This window comes from Duganella dendranthematis, from assembly GCF_012849375.1.
GTDB classification, from domain to species: Bacteria; Pseudomonadota; Gammaproteobacteria; order Burkholderiales; family Burkholderiaceae_D; genus Rugamonas; species Rugamonas dendranthematis.
In genome coordinates, this window is the sequence record NZ_CP051684.1 from 803,817 (window position 1) to 826,421 (window position 22,605).

The following is a 22,605-nucleotide window of genomic DNA, read 5'->3' on the forward strand; positions in this document are numbered from 1 at the left end:
GCAACGGCGTACAGCGTGGTCCGGCGCACAGACCGGGGTGAGGGGTGCTCCTAGACTGGCTTGGCAGTCCCCGCACGTTTCATTAGCCACGCAAGGAGCCGACATGAGAACCACTTCACAATCGCAGGACAAGATTCCAAAGCCTATTCCCACCTCCACCGAACCGCAAGACGCGATCACGCTGCTCACCGAAGACCACGAGCACGTTAAATCGATGTTCGAACAGTATGAAGAGCTGGGCGACCGCGCGCACGTCAGCAAACACAAGCTGGCCCTGCAAATCTGCGAAGAGCTGACCAAGCATGCGACGGCGGAAGAAGAGATTTTCTACCCGGCCGTACGTAAGGCCACCAAGGAAGAAGACCTGGTGGACGAAGCCGTGGTCGAGCACGCGTCGGCCAAAGACCTGATCGCGCAGATCATCAGCATGGAGCCGACCGACGACCTGTACGACGCCAAGGTCAAGGTGCTGGGCGAGCTGATCGACCATCACGTCAAGGAAGAGGAAGAAGAAATGTTCCCCAAGGCGCGTAAGGCCAAGCTGGACCTGATGGCGCTGGGCGAAGCCATCGCCATCCGCAAGGAACAGGTCGAACTGCCGCCGACCGCCTGATCAGCCGGCCGCCAGCCGCGCCATCTCGCGCTGCATGTTGTCGATGGCGCGCTCGTTGTACTGCTCGGCAAAGTAGGCGTTGCCGAACAGCAGACCTTGCTGCGCCTTGCGGCACAGGTGCGCCAGCGCTGCGCCGCGCTGTTCGCGATAGACGTCGTCCGCCATATGGCTGTACTCCTGGCGGATGGCGCGCGCGTAATTCTGGTAGACCTCGTCATCCTGCCCCAGAATCGCCAAGTCCACGCTCAACAGTACATCTTTGAGCCGGTGCGTGATCGCCGCTTCCTGGAAATGATCGGTGGCGCGTATCAGCTCGGCCGCATCGTCCATTTCCTGGCCCAGGTGGCTACCCAGCCACATCTGTGCACTGGCTTCTTCGTTGGTGGCCGCCGCCGGGTCGCCATGATGGCCATACTCGGCATCGTGGAACCAGAAGGCCTGCTTGATAATGTCGACATCCGCCGGATCAGGCCGCATATTGCCGGCCCACACGCGGATTTCGCACAGCCCGTGCACCAGATGGTCGAGGTTGTGATAATAGCGTGCCGCACCGCCGTAGCAATCGGGGCCGGTCAGCCGCGCGAACCAGTCGTCTGCATGAGCGATGGCGGTGGCGTCGCGGTGCTCGTAGTCCCACAAGGTTTCCCACTCCTTGCGCAGCCAGCTCAGCACCCAGGCGTGATACGCCGGGCCAGGCACGAATTTCTTCATGATCCAGTTCCAGCCGATCGGCCCTTCCAGCGCCTTGACGAACGACGAGCTGACCGAGCCCAGGTCGCGCGGCGGCATGACGAATACCGTCTTCGCGCCTTGCAGCACGTCCACATTGGTTTGCTGGATCAGGTTCTCGTAATCGAAGTCGGCAGTGGTGCGGATGCCGCGGATCAGGCACTCGACGCCCTGCTTCTTGGCCGCGCGCGCCGTGTAGTCGCCGCGCACGATCACCACCGAGACATTGTGCCAGCCCTGTTCCGTGCAGCTGAGCGAGATGATGCTCTTGCGCTCCTCGGCCGAAAACTTGGGCTTCTTGGCCGGATTCTCGGACAGGAAGACCACTACCTCATCCGCCAGCGAACGGGCTTCGTTGATCACCCACATATGGCCGTTGGTGATCGGGTCCAGGGTTCCCGAAAATCCGATTTTCTTCATGCACCACTCCAACACCGTGTCAAAACGGCATTTTAGACCGGAGTGGGCTTGCTAGTCTCGGGAAAATCGACATTCACCTTCAGACCGCCCAACCGTTCGGACTGGGCGAGCGACAAGACCGCGCCGTGGCGCTCGGCAATCGACTGCACAATCGCCATGCCCAGGCCACTGCCGCCGGCCGGACTCCCCGGCACGCGGTAGAAGCGGCTGAACACCCGTTCGCGCTCCTCGGCCGGGATGCCGGGACCGGAATCCTCGACGCTAAGCACAATGCGCGGCTTGGCATGTTTTGTGGCGGCGACGCTACGCTGCAGGTCGATATCGACGGTGCCGCCGGCCGGGGTGTACTTGATGGCGTTGTCGACCAGGTTGCGCAGCAGGATCAGCAGCGCATCCGGATGCCCGGCCACCACCACATCCTCATTATGGTGCAGGCCGAGGTCGATCTGACGCGCCTGCGCCAGCCCGTTCATATCGCCCAGCACGCGCTTGACCACGTCGCCCAGGTTGACCGGCTCGGACTTGATCTCCTCGCTGGCGCCCTCCTGCCGCGCCAGCACCAGCAACTGCTCGACCAGCCGCGTGGCGCGCTCGATGCCGGCCGTCACGCGCGACACCGCCAGCTTGCGCGACGCCTCATCCTGCGCGCGCTCCAGGCTCAACACCTGCAACTTGAGCGCCGCCAGCGGCGTGCGCAATTCGTGCGCGGCGTCGGCCACAAAGTGCTGCTGGGCGTCAAACGCCGTCCTCACCCGCACAAACAGCAGATTGAGCTCCTGCACCAGCGGCAGCACCTCATCGGGCAAATCGTTTTCCGACACCGGCGACAAATCCTCGGCCTGGCGCGCCGCCACCTGACGCTTGACGCGCGACACCGGCGCGAGCGAACCGGACACTACCCACCACACCACCAGCATCAGCACCGGCGCCATGACGGCGATCGGGCCGACCGTGCGCAAGGCCAGCGTACCGGCCATGCGCTGGCGCACCGCCATGTCCTGCGCGATCTGCACCGTCTGGTTGGAAGTCTGCACCGAGAACACCCGGTAGGTGGTTTTGTTGACGCGGACGTTGGAGAAGCCCAGCACCGCCCGCTGCGGCAGCGCCGCGCGCGACAGCGAGCGGAACACCTGCGCACCGTCCGGGGTCCACACCTGCACCACCAGATCGTCGTTTTCCGGATCGGCCGCCGTGTCGGCCGCCTTGTTGGTCAGGGTGGCGCTGGAGCGCAGCGACATTGCCATCTGCTGCATGTGATAGTCGAAGATCTGGTCCGCGTCGCTCAGCGCGCTGCGGTAGGCGATCATCGCTTGCGCAAAGGCCGCCATGGTGATGGCGGCCAGCAGGAACCACAGCAAACGGCCGCGCAGCGAGTGGGTCACCACCGGCACGCGCGGCAGCGGCGGCATCCTTACTTTCATAGTTTCGGCACCATGTACCCCAGGCCGCGCACGTTCTGGATCAGTTCCGCACCGAGTTTCTTGCGCAGGCCGTGGATGTAGACTTCCACCGCGTTGCTGTTGACTTCATCCTTCCAGCTGTACAGCTTTTCTTCCAACTGGTGGCGCGACAGCACGATGCCCGGCCGCGCGATCAGCGCCTCCAGCACCGCCCATTCGCGCGCCGACAGGCTGACCGGCTTGCCGTCGGCGATCACTTCGCGGGTTTGCGGATTGACGGTGACGTTGCCGTGCTCGAACACCGGCTCGGCGCGCCCGGCCGAACGGCGCAGCAGCGCACGGATGCGGGCCAGCAGCTCGTCCAGGTCGTACGGCTTGAGCACGTAATCGTCGGCGCCGGCGTCCAGACCGGCGATGCGCTGTTCCTTGGCGTCGCGCGCGGTGGCGATCAACACCGGGGTCAGCTCCTTGCGCAGGCGCATCGAGCGCAGCACTTCAAGACCGTCCTTGCGCGGCAGGCCCAGGTCCAGCAGCACCAGATCGTAGGTCTGGGTTTGCAGCGCGGTGTCGGCCATGGCGCCGTCCTTGACCCAGTCGACCGCGTAGTGCTCGGCCCGCAACAGGTCGAGCACTACCTCGCCGATCATCGTGTCGTCTTCTACCAGCAGAAGTCGCATGTTATTCCCTTTCTATTTTTGTTAAGCGTTCTGCCGATGCGAAGCATCTTATCCCAGGCGCACCGGAATGAAGATTTTATCGTCACCGCGCTGGATCAGCAATGCCACCGACTTGGACGACTTGCCCACCACCTCGCGCACCTGGTCGACGCTGTTGACCGGACGACCGTTGACCGACAGCAGTACATCACCCGGCTGCACGCCGGCATCGGCCGCCGCGCCACCGGCATCCTGAATCAGCAGGCCGCCGGCGATGCCGGAATCACGGCGTTCAGCCGGTTCCAGCGGACGCAGCGATAGGCCCAGGCGCATCTTGGCGGTGGCCGGATCGCCAGCCGGCGCATCGGCCTTGGCCGTCTTGTCGGCGGCATTGCCCAGCGTCGCCGTCACCTGCAACGGCTTGCCCTGGCGCCAGATCTCCAGCGCGATCTTGTCGCCCGGCGTCGACAGGCCCACCACCGACGGCAGGTCGGCCGAACTGATGATCTTCTGGCCGTTGAGCGCGCGGATCACGTCGCCCGCCTTCAGGCCGGCCTTGTCCGCCGGGCCACCGCTCTCGACATTCGAGATCAGCGCGCCTTCCGGCGTCGCCAGGTTGAACGAATCGGCAAAGCCCTGATTCACTTCCTGCACCGTCACACCCAGCTTGGCGTGCACCACCTTGCCGGTGGAGACGATCTGGTTCTTGATCTTGTTGGCCACATCAATCGGGATGGCGAACGACAAGCCCTGGTAACCGCCGGTCTGGCTGTAGATCTGCGAGTTGATGCCGACCACCTCGCCGCGTGTGTTGAACAGCGGGCCGCCGGAGTTACCCGGATTGACGGCGACGTCGGTCTGGATGAACGGCACATTACCGTCCGGCAGCGAGCGGCCCTTGGCGCTGACCACGCCGGCAGTCACAGTGTTATCCAGGCCGTATGGCGAACCGATCGCCAGCACCCATTCACCGACTTTCAGGTCGTTGCCCTTGGCCAGTGGCACCACCGGCAAGTTCTTGGCGTCGATTTTCAGCACGGCGACGTCGCTTTGCGGATCGGAACCCAGCACCTTGGCGCGGAATTCGCGGCGGTCGGTCAGCTTGACCACCACCTCGCTGGCGTCACGCACCACGTGCGCATTGGTCAGGATGATGCCGTCCGGGCTGATGATGAAGCCGGAACCGAGGCCATGGGTCGGCGCCTGCTGGCGCTGCTGGCCACGCTGCTGGCCCTGGAAGCGGCGGAAGAATTCGTAGAACGGATCGTCCGCATACGGATCGTTACGGCCCTGCTGGGCGTCCGGATCGAAGGCGGTCTTGGTACTGCCGGTAACGTTGATGTTGACCACGGCCGGACCGTTCTGGGTGACGATGCTGCTGAAATCAGGCAGGGAGATGGCTGGCGCGCCGACCGGCGCAGGGGCGGCGCTGGTGGCGACGGCAGCGACCGGCACAGTGGCGGCGGCCACGGCGGCGCTCTGTTTGACTGCGACCGCACCGCCGACGCCGATCACGCCCAGCACGGCGACAGCGACGGCAGCGCGTTTCAAAGTAGTGGTGGACATAACGGTTCTCCTAATGAGTGAAGACTTTAGATGTATCCAATATGACGCTAAAAACTTAGGCCCTACTTAACCAAAAAGCGGCCTAAAACGCAAAACTGGCCGGATATACCGGCCAGTTGCAACTACTATATTAAAGCGGGATTAAGCTGCTTGACGCTGCTCCAGCGAGGTGACGTTTTCGCCGCCGTCGATGATGATCTTGCGTGGTTTCAGCGCTTCCGGAATCTCACGCACCAGTTCAATGGTGAGCATGCCGTTGTCGAAGCTGGCGCCGGTCACTTTGACGTGGTTGGCCAGCTGGAAGCGCTGCTCGAAGTCACGGGCGGCGATGCCACGATGCAGATAGGTGCGCTCGGTGGCGTCCTTCTGTTTGCGGCCGACCACGGTCAGCGCATCGCGTTCAAAGGTGATGTCGATTTCCGAGCGGTCGAAGCCGGCCAGGGCCATGACGATGCGGTACTGGTCATCCGATACCAGCTCGATGTTGTATGGGGGATAGCTAGGGGTCTCGTTGCGTTGGGCGTCGTTCAGCAGTTGTGCCAGACGATCGAAACCGATGGCGGAACGGTACAGCGGGGCGAGGTCAAAAGTACGCATGGTAGATATCCTTGTCAAAATAAGCGATATGGTTAAACGGGGAGCATCCCCTTCTCACGGTCCCCATCTGGGCAACCGCTGATTCCCATATGCGTCGTGCTCCAGGGCTTTCAAGAGTTCTTGCGCGAATTTTTTTTCGCTGCATTGCGGCATGGGTTTTGCGAGATTTGCAAGTTAGGCGCGTGCTACACTCTTTCTCTTGTTCAACCGTTTTGCGTGACAACTATGACCTTGACCCGTGCCGTACTTGCCGCCGTGCTGGCTACCGCCTTCAGCGCCCAGGCCGCTTCCGACCAGCCTTATCCAGGCACCATCGTCCTCAAAGTGGACGCCACCAACACCGCCCAGCAAATTTTCCGCGTGCGCGAAAGCATCCCGGCCAAGGCCGGCAAGCTGACGCTGCTGTATCCGCAGTGGATTCCCGGCAATCACGGCCCGAGCGGCGCGCTGAACCAGTTCGCCGGCCTCAAGGTCAGCGCCAACGGCCAGCCGGTGGAATGGACGCGCGACCCGGTCAATGTCTACGCCTTCCACGTCACGGTGCCGAAAGGCGCCAGCAGCGTCGACGTCGAATTCGAATACCTGTCGCCGGTGGAAGCCAACCAGGGTCGCACCACCATGACCAACGACATCCTTGGCGTGCAATGGCAATCGGTGGCGCTGTATCCGGCCGGCTACGCCAGCAACAAGATCACCGTGCAACCCAACCTGACCGTGCCGGCCGGCTGGCAGTTCGGCAGCGCGCTGGAGCAGCAGACTCGCACCGGCGACCAGATCGCCTTCAAGCCGACCGATCTGGAAACCCTGGTCGATTCGCCGCTGTTCGCCGGCCGCTACTTCCGCCGCATCGACCTCGATCCGGGCGCGAAAATTCCGGTGCACCTGAACGTCGTGGCCGACTCGGCCGAGCAGCTGGACGCCACGCCGGAACAGATCGCGCCGCACCGCGAACTGATCCAGCAGGCCTACAAGCTGTTCAACTCGCAGCACTACAAGCACTACGATTTCCTGTTCGCCATCAGCGACGAATTTGGCGGCATCGGCCGTGAACACCACCAGTCGAGCGAGAACGGCGTCAAGCTGGGCTACTTCGCCGAATGGAAGAAATACGAAGCGCGGCGCGAACTGCTGCCGCATGAATTTACGCATTCGTGGAACGGCAAGTTCCGCCGTCCGGCCGGCCAGGCCGTGGCCGACTTCAACACCCCGTTGCAGAACGAACTGCTGTGGGTGTACGAAGGCCAGACCCAGTACTGGGGCGCGGTACTGGCCGCGCGTTCGGGCCTGATCAAGCCGGAACACACGCGTGACCTGATCGCCGCTACCGCCGCCCGCTACGACAACGTCAAGGGCCGTGACTGGCGCGCGGTGCAGGACACCGTCAACGACCCGATCATCAACGCCCGCCGTCCGCAAGGCTGGAACAACTGGCAGCGCGCCGAGGATTACTACTCGGAAGGCGAACTGATCTGGCTGGACGCCGACACCAAGATCCGCGAACTGTCGGGCGACAAGAAATCGCTGAACGACTTCGCCAAAGCCTTCTTCGGCGTGGATGATGGCGTCAACGTCGCCAAGCCGTACACCTTCGAGGACGTGGTCAAAGCCCTCAACGCCGTGCAGCCGTACGAGTGGGCCAAGTTCCTGCGCACCCGCCTGGACGGCCACGGCCCGGGCGCGCCGCTGGACGGCCTGACCCGCGCCGGCTGGAAACTGGCCTACAGCGACAAGCCGACCGAGTTCCTCAAGGCGCAGGAAGACCTGAGCAAATCGGCCAACTTCCAATACTCGCTGGGCTTCTCGGTCGGTGCGGACGGCAAGCTGGAAGCGTTCCAGTGGGATGGCGTCGGCTTCAAGGCCGGCCTGTCGGGCGGCACCACGCTGCTGGCCGTCAACGGCCGCGCCTACAAGGCGGAACTGCTGCGGGCGGCGGTGACGGCGGCCAAGGACGGCAAAGAGCCGATCAACCTGCTGGTCAAAAAAGGCAATCTGTACCAGACCGTCTCGCTCGACTACCACGGCGGCCTGAAGTACCCGCGCCTGGAACGCATCGAAGGCACGCCAGATCGCCTGGAAGCCATTCTGCAACCACTGAAGTAAGCGGCAAGCAGCACGCCGCGCCGGTCTACGGGGCGCGGCGTTATCGCGGGATGGATTATCGTTACAGAAAATCCATCCCGAGGACCACCATGCTGACCCTGTACACCTGGACCACGCCCAACGGCCGCAAAATCCCCATCATGCTGGAGGAACTGGGCCTGCAGTACACCATCAAGACCGTCAACATCGGCAAGGGCGAACAGTTCACGCCCGAGTTTCTGGCCATCTCCCCCAATAACAAAATCCCCGCCATCATCGATACCGATGTGGATGGCGGCACCGTCAGCATCTTCGAAAGCGGCGCCATTCTCACTTACCTGGCGGAGAAAACCGGCAAATTGCTGCCCGCCGCCGGTGCGGAGCGCTACAAGGTCCTGGAATGGCTGCACTGGCAAATCGGCGGCCTGGGTCCGATGCTGGGCCAGGTCGGCTTTTTCGCCATCCGCTCGGAAGAAAAATCCGCGCTGGCCATCAAGCATTTCGTCGAGGAAGCAGACCGGCTGCTGGGCGTGATGGACAAGCAACTGGCCGACAACGTCTATATCGCCGGCACGCACTACAGCATTGCCGACATCGCCTGCTATCCGTGGGCGGTCGGCGTGCTGGACAAGCTGAAGCCGGCGCTCGGCGACAAGCTGGACAGCAAGCCCAACCTGCGCCGCTGGCTGGATATGATTGGCGCCCGGCCGGCCGTGCAGCGCGGCATGGCGCTGCCGAAAGTGGACTAAGCCGTTACTGGCGTGTATGCTCATCCTATGACACAAGATACCGACATCCAACTCAGCGGCCCGTTCAAGGCCACCGACGGCTCCGGCCGTGCCCACGACGCCAGCGCGATTCGTATTTTTGATGAAGGCTATGGCGCCATCGACGTCTACGTCGACTTCAAAGCACCGATCAGCGGCCTGCACAAGGACAAGGCGCTGATCGGCGCCGTGGTGGCGCAACTGCGCACCGTCGGCTACAAAGGTCCGGACCTGACGGCTGGCGATCCGGTGTTGCAGGAGGGCCGGCTGCTGGTGCTGGAAGCGCCGGACGAGTTCACCGCCTTTGCCGTCAGCAAAGGCTGGAAAGACCTGTCGGAAGACTTCTAAAACAGATAGCGGTCGGCCCAGACCGCGATCACATTGGCCACATACACGGCGTCTTCACGCCGTGTCAGCAGATGGTCGGCGCTGTCCAGCGAGACAAAACTTTTCGGATGCTTGGCGGCGGTGAAAATTTCCATCGCATTGCTGATGCCGACCGTGTCGTCGCCCGGCGCATGCATCACCAGCAAGGCCCGTCTCAGGGCCGCGATCTTCAATTTCAAATTGTGCCCGCCCGCATCTTCGACGAATTGCTGCTGGATGCGGAACGGCCTTCCGGCCAGCTGCACCAGCGCTTCGCCGTCGCGCGCGATCTCGTCCAGATGCTGGCTGAACATGCCGGTAACCGATACCGGATCGCTCGGCGCGGCAATCGTCACCACCGCCTTCACTTCCGGCATCTGATCAGCCGACGCCAGCACCGCCGCGCCGCCAAGGCTGTGGCCGATCAACAACTGCGGCGCCTGATAGGTCTGGCGCATGAAATCGGCCGCCGCCACCAGATCGGCCAGGTTGGACGAGAAGTTGGTGTTGGCGAACTCCCCTTCGCTGGCGCCCAAGCCGGTAAAGTCGAAACGCAGCACCGCGATGCCGTGTTCCGTCAGCGCCTGCGCCACGCGGCTGGCGGCAAATACATCCTTGCCGCAGGTAAAACAGTGCGCGAACAGCGCATAGGCCTTGACCTCACCGTCCGGCCCATCCAGCCGCGCCGCCAGCTTGTGGCCATGTGCGCCGATAAATTCCTGTCGCTGTGATTGCATCGCGTGTCCCGAAAAGAATGTCTGCGGCTATTTAACCAAACTTCCGCCGCCTTGTGTGCCCGTCTCGTCCAAACGATGGAGCAACGCCGCTTCCGACAATGGTCCCATGTGCTGATACACCAGCTTGCCGGAGGCATCGAAAAACAAGGTGGTGGGATAGCCCATGACCGAAAACCCGCGCGCGGTCGCCTGCGCCGGGTCCAGCAGCACGTTGTTCAGCGCCAGCCGTCCAGCCGCCAGGAATTGCTGGATCACTTGCGGCGATTCACCTTGGTTGATGAACACAAAGTTCACATCCGGCCGCTGCGCCTGGACTTGCGCCATGGCTGGCATTTCCTTTTGACACGGCGGACACCAGGTCGCCCAGAAATTGATGACGGTGGGTTTGCCGTGAAAATCCGACAGCGCCACCTGCTGGCCGTTCAGGCTCCGCAATGCGTTGCCGGGCATGCTGCCCTGCGCCGACGTGCTGGTAATCAGCAGCACCGTACCTGCCAGCCACAGCACGCTGGCTGCGCCAACCGTCACCGCCACGGCCTTGCGGATGGTGCGATCACGCTGCCATATCACCAGCGCAACCACCCACGCGGCGATGACACCGCTTTGCGCATCCCAGCCGCCATCGCGGATGTCCAGAATGGTCAACAGATGACTCAGATACAAGGACTGGTAGCGCAGGACAAACGCCAGCCGCGCCACCAGCACCGCCACAATAAACATGATGGTGATCGACGTCTCGATCTTGCGCTCATTGCGGCGGTCGAAATAGCGGGCGATTGCAAAGCTGATCGTTACCACGATCAACAGCAACAGCGCGGTGTACGGCAGTAACAGCGGGCCTATCTTCATGACGTCGATACGTGAAAGCAAAAAAGCGCATGATACGTCTTATCCAAACAATCCGTGCAGATACCAGCGCGTTTCCGGTTCCGTCGCGCCGCTGTCGCGTTCCTTGAACAGCCAGTAGTGTGCGTTGTCCTCCCCTTGCGCCATGAAGTAATCGCGCGTCTGCATCGCGCCCCACCACCCTGATTCGATGCGCTCGCCGGTGGAGCGGATGCGCAGCGGCGAGCCGTAGTACGGGCGGTGGTCGCGCATCATCAGCGCAATCGGCTTGGGCAGCAGCCAGGTCGGACGCGGCAGGCTGCCGATGTCCGGCGGCAGTTGCGCGCGGGCTTCGGCCGGACGGATTTTAGTCTGGATGCTGACCCAGCTGTTGGCATGCTCGGGCCGGTAGTCGGCGTTGGGTGCGGCTTGCAGCACGTTGTCCGCGCCCAGCCGCGCAGCCAGCAGTTCCAGCAGGCGCTGCCAGTCTTCCTTGCTGCCGCCCGGTTCGGGAAAGAGCGATTCGCTGGGCGGCGCCATCGGCTGCACCTGCGGCGCTTCCAGGCACAGGCCGATGACCGGCGCCGGCAACTCCAGCTTGGCCAGCCGCTCCTTCAGCAGACGCACCAGATGCGTGTCTTTCCAGGTCGGTTCGGCCAGCATGATTTCCACCACTGTGGGCGGGCCGGCGATGCGGCCGCGCTCGTGCTCCAGCAGCAACTGGATGCGCTCGACCGCCAGTTGGTGCGCGCTCAGCCAGCCGGTCAATTGCAGCACCAGCCGGTGCGCGCCGAACAGCAGCGCTTCGGCATTTTCCACGCGGTCGAACAGCTCCAGCTTGGCGTGGAAACTGGCCGGCGCCGCCAACCACTGGTGCAGCTCCGGCCGGGCGCCGTGGGCGTCGTCCAGCATGTCCAGCAAAGCGCGACCGCAACGGCGCTGCAAGCCGGGACGCGGTAGGCTCCGCAGTTGGCCGATGGTCAGGCAACCGATGCCTTCCAACCAGTCCAGATAGGCGCGCGCCGGCGGCAGCAGCCCGGGCGGCAAGCCCTCCAGACGACGTTCAAGCGAGGCCATCGTCAAGCTGCGGCCGGCGTTGCTACGCGCCAGCATCCAGGCGCCGCGCGCGGTCGGCGCGCAGCTGAGCGTGCCGGTAAAGCCCAGCGCCCGCACGCTCTGCGCCACCCGATGGCACAGCGCGCGAATGCCGCCAAACAGGCGCAGGCTGGCGCCGACATCCAATAGCAGCGTGGCCTCTTCCGCCTCGGCCAGTTGCGGCGTAAATTGCAGCAGCGCCAGCGCGGTGGCCTGCAACGCTTCCGCTTCCAGCGGCAACGAGCGCTGCTGGAACTGCGTTTGCGGCGCCAGCATGATGGCGCCGCCGCGCCGCAAGCCCCGCCGTACGCCGGCTTCATACGCCGCCGCCGACAGGGCGATCACGCGCTCCTGCTCCAGCACCACCGTGCCCTGGTCAGTTGACCAGCGCGGGCAGAATACTTCGAGCGGGAGCTGTGGCAGGTGTATCGCGATCCAGAGGCGCATGGCGTTGCAGCAAAGCAGGGGTTAAAGGTAAGAACAAGGGCGTATCGCGTTGCGGTCCGCGCCGTTTGACAAAGCCGATGTCGACCCCGCCCGCTGCCGGTTTCAACGACAGCCGCAGCGGCGCCGGCGACGCGTCCTGCGCGGCCGCCAGCGGCCGCACCATGCAGAACAGGGTCTCGCCGCTTTGCGCCGCCAGGTGCAGCCGCCGCAGCGTTTCGCCGCGCGCCTGCTTTTGCCAGAACAGCAGCGCGCCGCAACAGCCGCTGCGCAGGATTTGTTCAGCCGCCCACAGCGCATCGCTGGCCTTGGCGCCGCTGCGCACCCACAGCAGTTGCGACGGCTCCAGCCCCAGCGCGGCCAGCGCCAGCGCTTGCGGCAAATGCGGCGGTTGCAGCAACACGATGGGACGCTTGTCCAGCGCGGCCAAGGCCGGCTGCAACAAACGCAGTTCACCAATGCCATGCTGCTGCACCAGCAGATCGATCAGCGTGCCCAGCGGCCAGCCGCCTCCCGGCAACTGCGCGGACAAGGCGGCAAAGCCTGTGTCCGCGCAGCGCGTGGCGCTATGCGCCAGTTGGTCCGCGCGCCAGAGCGACGGATGCAGGGTTTCCGGGTGTATCATGGCATTGTACCGCAAAAATACTGTATAAATACACAGTACTATCTACACCGTAGTTTGACAAGGTTTTTTTGCCTTTGCTGTACCATGTACCCAGGAGAAATGATCAAAGGAAGCACTTTGCAAACGATACAACTGGTAGGCGCAATCCTGTTCGGTCTGGCACTGATTCACACCTTCGCCGCCAAGTCTTTCGAGAAGCTGGCGCATCGTCATCCGCGTCATGCCGGCCTGTTCCATCTGCTGGGCGAAGTCGAGGTGGTGTTCGGGTTCTGGGCGTTTATCTTGATGATTGCACTGGCCTTGCTGAATGGCGGCCAGGCGGCCATCGCCTACGCCGAATCGCGCCAGTACACTGAGCCGCTGTTTGTGTTTGTGGTGATGGTGGTGGCGGCTTCGCGCCCCGTGATGGACTTCGTCCAGCGCGTCTTGTCGGCGCTGGCGCAATGGATGCCGGTGCGGGCCGAACTGGCGCTGGTGTGGTTCGGCCTGGCGCTGGTGCCGCTGACCGGTTCGCTGATCACCGAGCCGGCCGCAATGACGCTGGCGGCGCTGATGCTGGCGCCGCTCATCTTCCGCGACGGCATGCCGGAATGGTTGAAGTATGCGGCGCTGGGCGTGCTGTTCGTGAACATTTCCATCGGCGGCATGCTGACCGCCTACGCCGCGCCGCCGGTGCTGATGGTGGCCGCCACCTGGGATTGGGACACCGCCCACATGGCGGCGCACTTTGGATGGAAGGCCGTGATCGCGGTACTGATCAACGCCACCGTGATCAGCTTCATGCTGCGCAAGCATTTGCGGGCATCGGCACCGGCCGCCTTGGCTGACAAGGCGCCGGCGGTGCCATGGGCCGTGACGCTGATCCATCTGGGCTTCCTGGCGGCAGTGGTGGTGCTGGGTCATCATGTCGAACTGTTCCTCGGCATATTCATGCTGTTCCTCGGCTTTACCACCGCCTACCAGCGCTACCAGAGTCCGCTGATCATCAAGGAAGGCTTGCTGGTCGGCTTCTTTCTGGCCGGGCTGGTGGTGCTGGGCGGAATGCAGCAATGGTGGCTGCAACCGATCGTCGAAAGCCTGTCGCCGCTGGCGCTGTTCTTCGGCGCGATGAGCCTGACGGCCATCACCGACAACGCCGCCCTCACCTATCTCGGCTCGCTGATCGACGGCATCTCGCCGCATGCGCAATACATGCTGATGGCCGGCGCCGTCACCGGCGGCGGCCTGACAGTGATCGCCAACGCGCCGAATCCGGCCGGCGCCTCGCTGTTGCGGCGCGGCTTCCGCGACGAATCCATCGGCGCCCTCGGCCTGCTGGCCGGCGCGCTGGCCCCCACCGCAGTCGCGGCGCTGGCCTTCCTGTTGTTGTAAGTAAGGCCTAGCGCTGGTGGCGCGAGAAGAATTCCAGCAGCATTTTGCTGGCGTCGGGACCGGCCTTGGCGTTGAAGGCGAGCGCGGGATCGCCGCCGCTCCAGGCGTGTTCCAGTTGTTCGATGTGGGCGATGCGCAGCATGAGTTTGCGGCCGACGTACAAGTCGTGCAGCTGGTGCGCGTTGTGGCGGCCTTTCGGTTTGAACGTGACTTTGGCCGGGCCGGTGAGGCGGTTCAGCAGCATGCTTTGGCGCGCCAGCTGGATTTGGTTGATGGGGCGGACCACGTTGTCGCCAGCGCCTTGCAGCAGGATCGCCGGCATCCCGGGAAAGTGCGGCTGGCGTTGCAGCAAATCGTGGACGGCGGTGTCGGTCCGCAGTCCGGCGCCGTGTTTCATCACGCCCAGCGCGCCGAGCGTGTTGTGGCCCGCGCCGAACACGGGACCGGAGTGCAGACCGACGGCGGCGAATAATCGCGGGTGGTTCAGCGCCAGGATGTTGGCCATGCCGGCGCCGGCCGATATGCCGGCCACGTAGATGCGTGAGCGGTCGATAGCGTACTGTGTCAGCACCTGGTGGACCATGGCGAGGATGGTCGGGACATCGCCGCCGCCCTCCTGCGTGGCGCGGTCGTACCATTTCCAGCAGCGCTGCGGCTGGATGGTGGCGAGTTGCTGCGGATAGAGCACAGCGTAGCCCTTCTTCTCGGCCCACAAATTCATGCGCGTGCCTTGCGCGAACTGGGTGGCGGTCTGGTGGCAGCCGTGCAGCATCACGACTAGCGGCATGCCTTTGCGTTCGGCGCGCTCTGGAAGCTGGTTGGGCAGGTAAAGCCAGTAGCTCATACGTTGCCCGGCGGCGGTCAGCACGTGGGCGGAGAGCCATTTGCCCGGCGCGACGGCGGACGGGCGAAGGGTCGGCGTCGCGGTAGTGCGCGGTGTGCGGGTTTTGGCGGCGGGACGTGGTGCGGACGGCTTGGTGAAGGATGTGGTGGGAGATTTGGCGGCGAGCGGCTTTACGCGTGGGCGCCGAGGCTTGGGCTTCGGCTTGGCCGGCGGCGTCGCCATGGCGACGAATAGCTTGGCCGTGCGCGTGCCGGCGCGAATCAGACTACGCAGCAGCTTTCCGGATTTGGCCATCGCAACGTCTCCCTGTTGCCACAGTCTACCTGAAAGCCGCCGCGTCAAGCGTGCGACAAGCCGCTCAGCGTTGCATGGACTCCCATACTTTAAGCAAGCGCTTGGCCGATACCGGCATCGGCGTGCGCAGCTCCTGCGCAAACAGCGACACGCGCAGCTCCTCCAGCATCCAGCGGAATTCCACCATCTTCGGATCGGTGTTCTTGCCGGCCGATTTGTCGCGGCTCGCACGCAGGTAAGCCGCAGCGGCTTGCTGCCACTCCGCCATCAGCTTGGTATCGCGCGCGGGATCGCCGCGCAGCTTTTCGATCCGCACATTCATCGCCTTCAGATAGCGCGGGAAGTGCGCCAGCTGGCTGTAGTCGTTCTCCTGCAGGAAGCGCTTGTGCACCAGGCCTTGCAACTGCTGCTGCATGTCCTGCGCCGCCTGCTGTGACAAGCCTTGCAGGCGTTTCGGCAGGCCGTGGAATTCGGTCAGCACTTGCGACAGCAGGCGCGCGATCTCGTTCACCAGCAGCACCAGGCGCGATTTTCCTTCGTCCTTGCGCTTGGCGAAACTGGCGGCGTCGATCGGCAGCGGGTCTTGCAGGCACGCGATGTCCAGCGCCTTGTTGATAATCTGCTCGCGCAGCTCTTCCTGCGTGCCCATGCTCATGAACTGCATGCCCATTTGCTGCAGGTTGGGGATGCTCTTTTCGATGAACTTGATCTGATCCTTCATCTGCAAGGCGAACAACCGGCGCAAGCCGACGCGGTGCGTGCGCGCCGCCACTGTTGGATCGTCGAAGACTTCCAGATCGCAGTGCGTGACCTTGTCCACCAGCGCCGGGAAGCCGATCAGCGTCAGCTTGCCCTGGGCGATTTCCAGCAGTTCCGGCAGTTCGCCGAAGGTCCACGAGGTCAGGTTGGTCAGCGTAATGTTGCTGGCTGGCGCGCTGGACTTGGCTGCATCAGGCGTCGCATGGGCGCCGGCTTTCGCCGGTGCGACGGCCTTCGCTGGCACCACGGCGCGCGCGGCGACGGTCGATTGCGGGCCGGAAGCCTCTGCCATCTTCTGGAAGCTCTCGCGCGCCTGCGTGCCGTATTCTGCCTGCAAAGTGGCGAGGTTGCGGCCCATGTCCAGCTGGCGGCCATGCTCGTCGATCACCTTGAAGTTCATGAAGTGGTGCGCCGGCAGCGTTTCCGGCTTGAAGTCGGTGGTCAGCGGCGTTACCGTGATCTCCTTGCGGATATCGGCGATGATCGCGTCAATCAACTCGCCGCGACCGAAAGCGTGCTTCTCCTCCACGCGCTCGCAGAACTTGGCGGCGTAATCCGGCAGCGGCACGCAATGGCGACGCAGTTTCTGCGGCAGGGATTTCAGCAGCAAATGCACCTTCTCCTTCAACATGCCCGGCACCAGCCATTCGCAGCGTTCGCGCGACAGCTGATTCAATGCATACAGCGGCACCGCCAGCGTCACCCCATCGCGCACGCTGCCCGGTTCGAAGTGATAGGTCAGCGCCAGCTCCAGGCCGGATACGCTCATCTTCTTCGGGAACAGGTCGGTGGTCACGCCGGCCGCCTCGTGGCGCATCAGCTCATCGCGGTTCAGGAACAGCAGCTTGGGCTCCTGCGCCGTCACGTCCTTGTGCCACTTCTCGAAGCCGGCGCCGTTGACCACATCGGCCGGCAGCAGCTTGTCGTAGAAGGCGGCGATCAGTTCATCGTCCACCAGCACGTCCTGACGGCGCGACTTGTGTTCGAGGTTCTCGATCTCTTTAATCAGCTTGTGGTTGTGGGCGAAGAACGGCGCGCGCGTCTCGTAATCGCCGCCGACCAGCGCATCGCGAATAAAGATCTCGCGCGCCTCTGCGGGATTGAACAAGCCGTAGTTGATGCGGCGCTGACTGTACACCACCAGGCCATACAAGGTGGCGCGCTCGGACGCGGTGACCTGCGCCGATTTTTTCTCCCAGCGCGGCTCGCCCCACGATTTTTTCAGCAGGTGGCCACCGATCTTTTCCAGCCACTCCGGCTGGATCTGCGCGATGCAGCGCGCGTACAGGCGCGTGGTGTCCACCAGCTCCGCCGCCATGATCCATTTGCCCGGCTTTTTGCTCAGCGAAGAACCCGGCCAGATATTGAACTTGATGCCACGCGCGCCGAGGAAGCCGGGATCGTCTTCCATCTTGAAGCCGACATTGCCCAGCAAGCCAGTCAGCAGCGCCATGTGCAGGTTCTCGTAAGTGGCCGGCGCTTCGTTCAGGCGCCAGCCCTGCTCTTTGACGATGGTGAGCAGTTGCGAGTGCACGTCGCGCCATTCGCGCAGGCGCAGTTGCGACAGGAAGTTGGTGCGGCAGTTGTCCTGCAGCTGGCGGTTGGTCTTCTTGTGCTCAATCGCGTTTTCGAACCAGCGCCAGATCTTGATATAGCTGAGGAATTCGGACTTCTCGTCGGCGAACTTCTTGTGCGCTTCGTCGGCGGCCTGCTGGTGCTCCATCGGCCGGTCGCGCGGATCCTGCACCGACAGTGCCGACGCGATGATCAGCACTTCGGTCAGGCAGACGTTGTCCAGCGCCGCCAGAATCATGCGGCCCACACGCGGGTCCAGCGGCAGCTTGGCCAGCTTGGTGCCGAGTGGCGTGATCTGGTTGTATTCATCGACCGCACCGAGTTCCTGCAGCAGCTGGTAGCCGTCGGCGATGGCGCGCGCCAGCGGCGGTTCGATGAACGGGAAGGTCTCCACATCGGCCAGATGCAAGGTCTTCATGCGCAGGATGACGGAGGCCAGCGACGAGCGCAAGATCTCCGGCTCGGTAAATTTAGGCCGCTGCAGGAAGTCCTGTTCGTCGTACAAGCGGATGCAGACGCCATCGGCCACGCGGCCGCATCGGCCGGCGCGCTGGTTGGCGGCCGATTGCGCGATCGGCTCGATCTGCAACTGCTCTACCTTGTTGCGGTAGCTGTAGCGCTTCACGCGCGCCAGGCCGGCATCCACCACGTAGCGGATGCCGGGCACGGTCAGCGAGGTCTCGGCCACGTTGGTGGACAGGACGATGCGGCGCGCATTGGTCAGTTTGAATACGCGCTCCTGCTCTTCGGCCGACAGGCGGGCGAACAGCGGCAGGATTTCCACGTGCGGCGGATGGTGCTTGCGCAGGGCTTCGGCGGCGTCGCGGATTTCGCGCTCGCCGGGCAGGAACACCAGGATGTCGCCGGAGCCGATGCGCGCTACTTCGTCCACACCGTCAATCACGGCGTCCATCAGATCGCGCTTTTCGCGGGCGGCGGCGGTGCGCGCGCCCTTGCCTTCGGCGTTGGCCACTGCCGGCGCATTTGCCCCACCCACCACGTCGCTTTCGATCGGGCGATAGCGCACTTCCACTTTATACAGGCGGCCCGAGACCTCGATCACCGGCGCCGGCTTCTCCGGCGTGCCAAAGTGGCGCGCGAAGCGGTCGGCGTCGATGGTCGCCGAGGTGATGATGATCTTCAGGTCCGGACGGCGCGGCAGCAGCTGTTTCAGGTAGCCGAGCAGGAAGTCGATGTTCAGGCTGCGTTCGTGCGCTTCATCGATGATGATGGTGTCGTAGGCCTTGAGCAGCGGGTCGCTTTGCGTTTCGGTCAGCAGGATACCGTCGGTCATCAGCTTGATGTAGGCGCCTTTTTGCAGCGTGTCGGCGAAGCGGACCTTGAAGCCTACGTGTTCGCCCAGCGGCGAGCCCAGTTCCGCGGCGATGCGCTTGGCGGTCGACGAGGCGGCGATGCGGCGCGGCTGGGTGTGGCCGATCATGCCTTTTTGGCCACGTCCCAGTTCCAGGCAGATCTTCGGCAGCTGGGTGGTTTTACCGGAACCGGTTTCGCCGGAGACGATGACGACCTGGTTGTTTTGCAGCGCTTCGGCGATTTCCTGGCGGCGGCCGGAGACCGGCAGGTCTTCCGGGAAGGTGATCGGCGGCAGCGGATTGCGGAAATTGCGCTCGGCCTCGCGCGCGGCCAGTTGCTCCGGGGTGAGCCGAGGCTTGGGCTCGCGGCGCGGACGGTTTTCGGTGCCCGGCGGCGTGCGTGGTCCGCGCCCGCCACCCCGCACTGCGGCCACAGGGGTCTGACCCCGCACGGGGTCAGACCCCGCCTCGGTTCGGGGTGCAGCGGCGCTTTGGAAGTTTTTTTGCTTGTTGCTGGCTTCTGACATTGTTTTTTACAAAGGTATTTGGCGCGGACGTCGCGCCCCGAATTATAATGCGGCTAATGGAAAATCCTACCCAATTCGTCCAATGGCTGCGCTCTGTCGCGCCTTACATCCACGCTTTCCGTGGCAAGACCTTCGTGGTCGCCTTCCCAGGTGAACTGGTGGCCGCCGGCGCCTTGCCGGTGCTGGCCCACGACCTGTCGCTGCTGCACGCGCTCGACATCAACGTCACCGTCATCTACGGCTCCCGGCCGCAAGTCGCCGAACAACTGGCGCTGCGTAACGTCGAAGGCCGCTTCCACAACGGCGTGCGCATCACCGACACGGCCGCCATGGAGTGCGCCAAGGAAGCCGCCGGCGAACTGCGCCTCGACATCGAGGCCGCATTCAGCCAGGGCTTGCCGAACACGCCGATGTCCAACGCCGCGATCCGTATCATTTCCGGCAACTTCATCACCGCCAAGCCGCTCGGCGTGATCGACGGCGTCGACCTGGAACTGACCGGCGTCACCCGCAAGGTGGACGCCGAGACCATCCACTCGATTCTCGGCTCGGACGGCCTGGTGCTGCTGTCGCCGCTGGGCTTCTCGCCGACCGGCGAGGCGTTCAACCTGACCATGGAAGACGTGGCCTGCTCCACCGCCATCGCGCTGCACGCCGACAAGCTGATCTTCATCACCGAAACGCCGCTGATGACCGATGCCGGCGGCTTCGAAATCCGCGAACTGTCGTCGCACCAGGCGGAAGCCGTGCTGCAGGCCGGCTTCCTGCCCGACGCCACCGCGTTCTACCTGAAGCACTGCGTCAAGGCCTGCGACAACGGCGTCGAACGCTCGCACATCGTCTCGTTCGACATGGACGGCTCGGCGCTGCTGGAACTGTTCACCCACGATGGCGTGGGCACCATGATCTCACACGAAAACCTGGAATCGCTGCGCACCGCCACAATTGAGGACGTTGGCGGCATTATCAAGCTGATCGAACCGCTGGAAGCCGACGGCACGCTGGTCAAGCGCGGCCGCGAGCTGATCGAACGCGAGATCGACCTGTTCTCGGTCATCGAGCACGATGGCGTGATCTTCGGCTGCGCCGCGCTGTACCCGTTCCCGGAACAGAAAATGGCCGAAATGGCATGCCTGACCGTCAACCCGGACGTCCAGGGCCAGGGCGACGGCGACCGCATCCTCAAGCACATGGAAAACCGCGCCCGCGCGCTCGGCCTGAACAAACTGTTCGTGCTAACCACCCGCACCGCGCACTGGTTCATCAAACGCGGCTTCGCGCCGGCCACCGTCGATGCGCTGCCGAAGGACCGTCAGCGCATGTATAACTGGCAGCGCAAATCCCAGGTTCTGATTAAAACCTTATAATCTCGTTTTTACTTAAAGCTTTAGGAGCAACCCATATGGCCCGCACCGTTCAATGCATCAAACTCAACAAGGAAGCCGAGGGCTTGGACTTCCCGCCGTATCCGGGTGAACTGGGTAAGAAGATTTATGAGTCGGTGTCCAAAGAAGCCTGGGCTGCCTGGCTCAAGCACCAGACCATGCTGGTTAATGAAAACCGCCTGAACCTGGCCGATCAGCGCGCCCGCAAGTATCTGGCGACGCAGATGGAAAAACACTTCTTCGGCGATGGCGCCGATGCGGCTCAAGGCTACGTGCCGCCTGCGGACTAATTCGTCGTCCCCGCGAAAGCGGGGACCCATGCTGAGCGGCGATTCCGCCGCTCTATGGATTCCGGCTTGCGCCGGAACGCCACCACATCAGAACTTCAGCGTCTTCACGCCCTCCGCAGTGCCCAGCAGGCAGACATTGGCGCCACGCGCCGCAAACAAGCCCACCGCAATCACGCCGACGATCTGGTTGATCTGCGCTTCCAGCGCCTTCGGATCGGTAATCGACAGTCCCGCCACATCCAGCAGATAACCGCCGTTATCGGTCACAAACGCCTCATCCGTACCGGGTTTCAGGCGCAGTTTCGGCGTGCCGCCCAGCTTGACCAGCTCACGCGCCACCGACGCGCGCGCCATCGGGATCACTTCCACCGGCAGCGGGAACTTGCCCATCACGTCCACCAGCTTGGAGCCGTCGGCGATGCAGACGAACTGCCTGGCCACCGAGGCGACGATCTTCTCGCGCGTCAACGCCGCGCCGCCACCCTTGATCATGGCACCGCTGTTGTCAATTTCATCAGCACCATCGATGTAGACGGCGATGTCCGCCACGTCATTCAGGTCGAACACTTCGATGCCATGGCCGCGCAGACGGGCGGCGGTGGCTTCCGACGACGCCACGGCGCCCTTGATGTCGCCCTTGATCTTGGCCAGTTCGTCGATGAAGAAGTTGGCGGTGGAGCCGGTGCCGACGCCGATGATCTCATTTTTCACCACATAGTCGATGGCGGTGCGGGCTACGGCTTGTTTCAGTTCGTCTTGGGTCATGATAAATACATAAGAGAGGGGAAATCGGATGGCGCTATTTTACCACCCCGTTTTTTGCCTAAAAATTGCGCACGGACAACACCATGTAATAAGCGTATAAACGTAACAACACCTGTGATCAGTCAGGCCATTGAGTATGCGAGAATGGACACAGCGCATGCCTATAAAAAGATCGCCGGGGAAGAGACCATGACCAGCACCAAAACTGTTCTGATAGTCGACGACAGCCGCGTCTCGCGCATGATGGCGCGCCAGTACATCGTCGGCATGCACGCCGACTGGATCGTCGAGGAAGCTGGCACCGGCGAGGAATCGCTGCTCAAGGCGCGCAGCACCCCGCCCGACCTGATCCTGATGGACGTCAACATGCCCGGCATGGGCGGCATCGCCGCCGCCGAGCAGTTGCGCCAGGAATTCCCCGCCATCCCCATCTCGCTGCTGACTGCCAATGTGCAGACGGCCACGCGCGAACGCGCCGCCGCCATGGGCATCGGTTTCGTTGAAAAGCCGATCACCGAGGCGCGCATCGCGCAGCTGGTAGCCACGCTGGAAGCGGCGTAATC

Annotated in this window: 20 protein-coding genes; 8 read left to right on the forward strand and 12 right to left on the reverse strand. The window is 63.4% G+C overall.

Annotated elements, in window-relative coordinates:
- Positions 1-103: 103 nt before the first annotated feature.
- Entirely contained in the window at positions 104-613 is a 510-nt protein-coding gene (locus tag HH213_RS03790; RefSeq protein WP_110844648.1) for a hemerythrin domain-containing protein, read from the forward strand.
- On the opposite strand, the gene coaD is transcribed toward HH213_RS03790, so the two are convergent.
- From coaD to HH213_RS03815, 5 genes are all read right to left on the reverse strand, one after another.
- Positions 614-1,762, reverse strand: a complete 1,149-nt coding sequence (gene coaD / locus HH213_RS03795; protein ID WP_169110888.1) for a pantetheine-phosphate adenylyltransferase — start codon at positions 1,760-1,762, stop codon at positions 614-616.
- Between the two features lie 32 nt (positions 1,763-1,794).
- Positions 1,795-3,183, reverse strand: coding sequence for an ATP-binding protein (locus HH213_RS03800; protein WP_169110891.1), 1,389 nt, complete (start codon positions 3,181-3,183; stop codon positions 1,795-1,797).
- On the reverse strand, positions 3,180-3,839 hold the full coding sequence (locus HH213_RS03805; protein WP_110844651.1) for a response regulator: 660 nt from the start codon (positions 3,837-3,839) through the stop codon (positions 3,180-3,182). Before HH213_RS03805 ends, HH213_RS03800 begins: the two co-directional genes overlap by 4 nt.
- A gap of 48 nt (positions 3,840-3,887) precedes the next feature.
- Positions 3,888-5,384, reverse strand: a complete 1,497-nt coding sequence (locus HH213_RS03810; protein ID WP_169110893.1) for a Do family serine endopeptidase — start codon at positions 5,382-5,384, stop codon at positions 3,888-3,890.
- 141 nt (positions 5,385-5,525) lie between these two features.
- Positions 5,526-5,981, reverse strand: a complete 456-nt coding sequence (locus tag HH213_RS03815; protein WP_110844653.1) for an Hsp20 family protein — start codon at positions 5,979-5,981, stop codon at positions 5,526-5,528.
- Between the two features lie 225 nt (positions 5,982-6,206).
- Here HH213_RS03815 and HH213_RS03820 point away from each other — a divergent pair, with 225 nt between their 5' ends.
- From HH213_RS03820 to HH213_RS03830, 3 genes are all read left to right on the forward strand, one after another.
- Positions 6,207-8,081: a M61 family metallopeptidase gene (locus HH213_RS03820; protein ID WP_169110895.1), complete on the forward strand. Its 1,875-nt coding sequence runs from the start codon at positions 6,207-6,209 to the stop codon at positions 8,079-8,081.
- 89 nt (positions 8,082-8,170) lie between these two features.
- On the forward strand, positions 8,171-8,809 hold the full coding sequence (locus HH213_RS03825) for a glutathione S-transferase family protein (protein WP_169110897.1): 639 nt from the start codon (positions 8,171-8,173) through the stop codon (positions 8,807-8,809).
- A 27-nt stretch (positions 8,810-8,836) separates the two neighbouring features.
- Positions 8,837-9,175: a hypothetical protein gene (locus tag HH213_RS03830; protein ID WP_110844656.1), complete on the forward strand. Its 339-nt coding sequence runs from the start codon at positions 8,837-8,839 to the stop codon at positions 9,173-9,175.
- On the opposite strand, the gene HH213_RS03835 is transcribed toward HH213_RS03830, so the two are convergent.
- From HH213_RS03835 to imuA, 4 genes are read right to left on the reverse strand one after another with little or no spacing between them, the layout of a single operon-like run.
- Positions 9,172-9,930 (reverse strand): alpha/beta hydrolase family protein, encoded by a 759-nt coding sequence (locus HH213_RS03835; RefSeq protein WP_110844657.1) that lies wholly within the window; start codon positions 9,928-9,930, stop codon positions 9,172-9,174. The genes HH213_RS03830 and HH213_RS03835 overlap by 4 nt on opposite strands.
- 27 nt (positions 9,931-9,957) lie before the next feature.
- A complete protein-coding gene (locus HH213_RS03840; RefSeq protein WP_169110899.1) occupies positions 9,958-10,779 on the reverse strand; it encodes a TlpA disulfide reductase family protein in 822 nt (273 codons plus the stop codon).
- 39 nt (positions 10,780-10,818) lie between these two features.
- The gene (locus HH213_RS03845; protein ID WP_110844659.1) at positions 10,819-12,297 is read right to left on the reverse strand and encodes a Y-family DNA polymerase; all 1,479 of its coding nucleotides are present in this window, start codon (positions 12,295-12,297) and stop codon (positions 10,819-10,821) included.
- Positions 12,227-12,919: a translesion DNA synthesis-associated protein ImuA gene (gene imuA / locus HH213_RS03850; protein ID WP_169110901.1), complete on the reverse strand. Its 693-nt coding sequence runs from the start codon at positions 12,917-12,919 to the stop codon at positions 12,227-12,229. Before imuA ends, HH213_RS03845 begins: the two co-directional genes overlap by 71 nt.
- A 117-nt stretch (positions 12,920-13,036) precedes the next feature.
- Here imuA and HH213_RS03855 point away from each other — a divergent pair, with 117 nt between their 5' ends.
- Positions 13,037-14,290, forward strand: coding sequence for a putative Na+/H+ antiporter (locus HH213_RS03855; protein WP_169110903.1), 1,254 nt, complete (start codon positions 13,037-13,039; stop codon positions 14,288-14,290).
- Between the two features lie 7 nt (positions 14,291-14,297).
- On the opposite strand, the gene HH213_RS03860 is transcribed toward HH213_RS03855, so the two are convergent.
- Entirely contained in the window at positions 14,298-15,428 is a 1,131-nt protein-coding gene (locus HH213_RS03860; RefSeq protein ID WP_169110905.1) for an extracellular catalytic domain type 1 short-chain-length polyhydroxyalkanoate depolymerase, read from the reverse strand.
- Between the two features lie 64 nt (positions 15,429-15,492).
- On the reverse strand, positions 15,493-19,602 hold the full coding sequence (gene hrpA / locus HH213_RS03865) for an ATP-dependent RNA helicase HrpA (protein WP_371875693.1): 4,110 nt from the start codon (positions 19,600-19,602) through the stop codon (positions 15,493-15,495).
- A gap of 56 nt (positions 19,603-19,658) precedes the next feature.
- Between hrpA and argA the strand changes: the two genes are divergently transcribed.
- Positions 19,659-20,969: an amino-acid N-acetyltransferase gene (gene argA, locus HH213_RS03870; RefSeq protein WP_110844661.1), complete on the forward strand. Its 1,311-nt coding sequence runs from the start codon at positions 19,659-19,661 to the stop codon at positions 20,967-20,969.
- A gap of 35 nt (positions 20,970-21,004) precedes the next feature.
- Entirely contained in the window at positions 21,005-21,277 is a 273-nt protein-coding gene (locus HH213_RS03875) for an oxidative damage protection protein (protein WP_161043868.1), read from the forward strand.
- Positions 21,278-21,364: 87 nt separating this feature from the next.
- Here HH213_RS03875 and rpiA read toward each other — a convergent pair whose 3' ends face one another.
- A complete protein-coding gene (gene rpiA / locus HH213_RS03880) occupies positions 21,365-22,042 on the reverse strand; it encodes a ribose-5-phosphate isomerase RpiA (protein ID WP_169110907.1) in 678 nt (225 codons plus the stop codon).
- Positions 22,043-22,231: 189 nt separating this feature from the next.
- Between rpiA and HH213_RS03885 the strand changes: the two genes are divergently transcribed.
- Entirely contained in the window at positions 22,232-22,603 is a 372-nt protein-coding gene (locus HH213_RS03885; RefSeq protein ID WP_110845612.1) for a response regulator, read from the forward strand.
- The last annotated feature ends 2 nt before the right edge of the window (positions 22,604-22,605 follow it).

Coding starts and splice junctions, on each gene's coding strand:
- HH213_RS03830 (WP_110844656.1), top strand. CDS start 8,837: ATGACACAAGATACCGACATCCAACTCAGCGGCCCGTTCAAGGCCACC.
- rpiA (WP_169110907.1), bottom strand. CDS start 22,042: ATGACCCAAGACGAACTGAAACAAGCCGTAGCCCGCACCGCCATCGAC.
- argA (WP_110844661.1), top strand. CDS start 19,659: ATGGAAAATCCTACCCAATTCGTCCAATGGCTGCGCTCTGTCGCGCCT.
- coaD (WP_169110888.1), bottom strand. CDS start 1,762: ATGAAGAAAATCGGATTTTCGGGAACCCTGGACCCGATCACCAACGGC.
- HH213_RS03805 (WP_110844651.1), bottom strand. CDS start 3,839: ATGCGACTTCTGCTGGTAGAAGACGACACGATGATCGGCGAGGTAGTG.
- HH213_RS03810 (WP_169110893.1), bottom strand. CDS start 5,384: ATGTCCACCACTACTTTGAAACGCGCTGCCGTCGCTGTCGCCGTGCTG.
- hrpA (WP_371875693.1), bottom strand. CDS start 19,602: ATGTCAGAAGCCAGCAACAAGCAAAAAAACTTCCAAAGCGCCGCTGCA.
- HH213_RS03800 (WP_169110891.1), bottom strand. CDS start 3,183: ATGAAAGTAAGGATGCCGCCGCTGCCGCGCGTGCCGGTGGTGACCCAC.
- HH213_RS03815 (WP_110844653.1), bottom strand. CDS start 5,981: ATGCGTACTTTTGACCTCGCCCCGCTGTACCGTTCCGCCATCGGTTTC.
- HH213_RS03790 (WP_110844648.1), top strand. CDS start 104: ATGAGAACCACTTCACAATCGCAGGACAAGATTCCAAAGCCTATTCCC.
- HH213_RS03885 (WP_110845612.1), top strand. CDS start 22,232: ATGACCAGCACCAAAACTGTTCTGATAGTCGACGACAGCCGCGTCTCG.
- HH213_RS03825 (WP_169110897.1), top strand. CDS start 8,171: ATGCTGACCCTGTACACCTGGACCACGCCCAACGGCCGCAAAATCCCC.
- HH213_RS03840 (WP_169110899.1), bottom strand. CDS start 10,779: ATGAAGATAGGCCCGCTGTTACTGCCGTACACCGCGCTGTTGCTGTTG.
- HH213_RS03845 (WP_110844659.1), bottom strand. CDS start 12,297: ATGCGCCTCTGGATCGCGATACACCTGCCACAGCTCCCGCTCGAAGTA.
- HH213_RS03820 (WP_169110895.1), top strand. CDS start 6,207: ATGACCTTGACCCGTGCCGTACTTGCCGCCGTGCTGGCTACCGCCTTC.
- HH213_RS03835 (WP_110844657.1), bottom strand. CDS start 9,930: ATGCAATCACAGCGACAGGAATTTATCGGCGCACATGGCCACAAGCTG.
- HH213_RS03875 (WP_161043868.1), top strand. CDS start 21,005: ATGGCCCGCACCGTTCAATGCATCAAACTCAACAAGGAAGCCGAGGGC.
- imuA (WP_169110901.1), bottom strand. CDS start 12,919: ATGATACACCCGGAAACCCTGCATCCGTCGCTCTGGCGCGCGGACCAA.
- HH213_RS03860 (WP_169110905.1), bottom strand. CDS start 15,428: ATGGCCAAATCCGGAAAGCTGCTGCGTAGTCTGATTCGCGCCGGCACG.